3 protein-coding genes are annotated in these 2,359 nt (G+C 45.1%); 1 reads left to right on the top strand and 2 read right to left on the bottom strand.

What is annotated here, in order from left to right:
• The coding region (locus AC1WIP_RS14655; RefSeq protein ID WP_481142524.1) for a pyridoxal phosphate-dependent aminotransferase at window positions 1-555 on the bottom strand (555 nt) is incomplete at its 3' end.
• Window positions 556-889: 334 nt separating this feature from the next.
• Between AC1WIP_RS14655 and AC1WIP_RS14650 the strand changes: the two genes are divergently transcribed.
• A complete protein-coding gene (locus AC1WIP_RS14650; RefSeq protein WP_481142523.1) occupies window positions 890-1,654 on the top strand; it encodes an IclR family transcriptional regulator in 765 nt (254 codons plus the stop codon).
• A 127-nt stretch (window positions 1,655-1,781) separates the two neighbouring features.
• On the opposite strand, the gene AC1WIP_RS14645 is transcribed toward AC1WIP_RS14650, so the two are convergent.
• The coding region (locus tag AC1WIP_RS14645; protein WP_481142522.1) for a M20 family metallopeptidase at window positions 1,782-2,359 on the bottom strand (578 nt) is incomplete at its 5' end.

Below are 2,359 nucleotides of genomic sequence, written 5' to 3'. Positions count from 1 at the left end.
CCACAGCAATTCATGGTAGATCTCATCCGCAATAACATAGAGGTCCCGCTTTTGGACAAACTCTGCAATCTGCCGGAGATTCTCTTCAGTGGCGACTCCCCCCGTGGGATTGGAAGGAGAATTGATTACAATCGCCTTTGTTTTTGGGGTGATCTTTGCCTGCAGGGCGTCCAGGGAATACATGAACCCGTCTTCTTCCCGGAGCTTCACCGGAACCAGCACACCGCCGGCCTGAAGAATCATTCCCCGGTAGTTGGGCCAGCCGGGGTCAGGAATCAGAACTTCGTCTCCAGGATCCAAAATCGCTCCGCAGGCCAAATTCAATACACTTACAGCGCCTGCTCCAATGAGGACCTCCTCCGGAGCATATGTCAGACCGCGGCGCTGATACGTCTCAGACACAGCTTTCCGCAAAGCGGGAATACCTGTGTTCGGCGTATAATGAGTTTCTCCCCGCTGGAAGGACTCTACAGTCGCGTCAATAATATGCTTTGGGGTGGTAAAATCCGGCTCACCCAGCGCAAAGCTAACCACGTCTGTCAATCCCGCCTGCATAGCAAACATCTCCCGGATAACAGACCGGGGCATCCCCTTGCTTTTTTCAGATACGAAAGACACCTCAATGCACCCTTTCTCAAAAATATATAGTTTGGAAGAGATACGCTCTCTGCGAAACAAGGACAATCAATTGCTCAGGGGTCGTCTTTGCCTCAACGCCATAATTTCCGTATAGCGGAATTATATTCCGAATTATACGTAAAAAATAATGCATTCACAAACGGATGCTTTTTATAATGGATATTTCTTTTTTGTTTTTCATGATATATAATGATTCAAAATTTGTCAAGCGCATGATGCGCGGTACAGATTTACAGGGGAGTTGTAAACTATGGCAAAAGAGCACGTATCAAGCATTATTCGCGCGCTGGAAATTCTGGAATGTTTTATGGATTCATCCACGGAGTGGACATTAAAAAATCTTGTGGATCATCTGCACATGCCTACGACTACAGTTTTTCGGCAAATTTCCACGCTGACAGAAAGAGGATACTTGGTTCAGGATCCTATTCGTAAAAGTTATCGGGTGGGGCCTCGTTTATTGCTGCTTTCCAGCACAATCCTGAGTCATTCAGACTTGCGTACCATTTCCAGGCCGGAATTAGAAAAGCTGTCCAAATGCGTAAAAGAGACAATTAACCTCAGCATATTGCTGGATCAAGACATTTTTTACCTGGACAAAGTTGAGACTTTCCGGTCTATTGTGTGTAATACAAGAATCGGTACACGGGTTCCCGCATATGCCACCAGTTGCGGAAAAATCATACTGGCATACAAAACTGAAGATTTTCTCAATACCTACTTTCAGTCTCTCACATCCATGCACCAGTTTACTGAAAAAACAATTTCTTCGCCGGAAAAATTACGCAGCGAACTCGTAAAGGCCCGTACACTGGGGTATGCAGTGGATAATGAAGAAATAGAATCCGGCCTTATTTGTGTAGGCGCCCCCATTATTGGAATGGATCATTCTGTTTTGGCCGCAGTTAGTATCGCCGGCCCTGCTTTTCGGATGCACGAAGAGCTTGATACAATGATTCAAAAAGTGAAACTGACAGCCGCCAACATTTCCAGACTTCTAGGGGGAGAGATGTAATCACAAAAGAAATGTTTATAAACAGCACCTGCCAAAGCCTTACAATGATTCCGCCCTGATCGGTAACCCCTTTCAAAAAAATCTTTCCTTCTCTGGTTCATCTTTCATTATAGATGCACCGTATCATTTATTGCCGCAGTAAATATTTTGCCAGTTTATAAAAATATTGACAGGCATTTTGCAGCGCTTTGATCTCTACATTTTCATCCGGGGTGTGCGCAAGGCCGCAATCTCCCGGCCCAAAAATAATTGTAGGAATTCCTGCGCCAAGAAGGTACGATTGTTCACAGGTAACATCAAATCCTTTGAGACTGGCGGGGCAGGAAAAGACATCATGATATACAAATGAAGCCGCCTCTACCAAAGGGGCTGTTTTAGAGAGCTCTCCCCCCAAAGCTTCCTGGATAATCTGAATATCGTAAGAAAAACTGGAATCTTCTGCGGCAATTTGGTCAAGTAATGTGGAAAGCGGAGAAATTGCGCTTTCAGCGTTTTTCCCTGGAAACATTCTCATATCTACAACAATTTCGCACATATCAGGAATCATATTGTCTTGAATCCCGGCACGAATCATCGTAGGAGTAATTACTTCTGGATCCAGGAACTCATGCAGCTGTGTCTTTAAACCGTTCGAGTATTCTTCAATGGCGGCCAAAACCTTCATGCCTTTTTCAATCGCGTTTACTCCCATTTGCGGTCTAGCCG

Source organism: Acetatifactor sp. (assembly GCF_982438285.1).
The sequence above is the reverse complement of the archived record's forward strand: the minus strand, read 5'-3'. Positions and strand labels throughout refer to the sequence as shown.

What these genes read in the sequence shown, in the direction of transcription:
- AC1WIP_RS14650 (WP_481142523.1), top strand. Translation starts at nt 890, where the DNA reads ATGGCAAAAGAGCACGTATCAAGCATTATTCGCGCGCTGGAAATTCTG.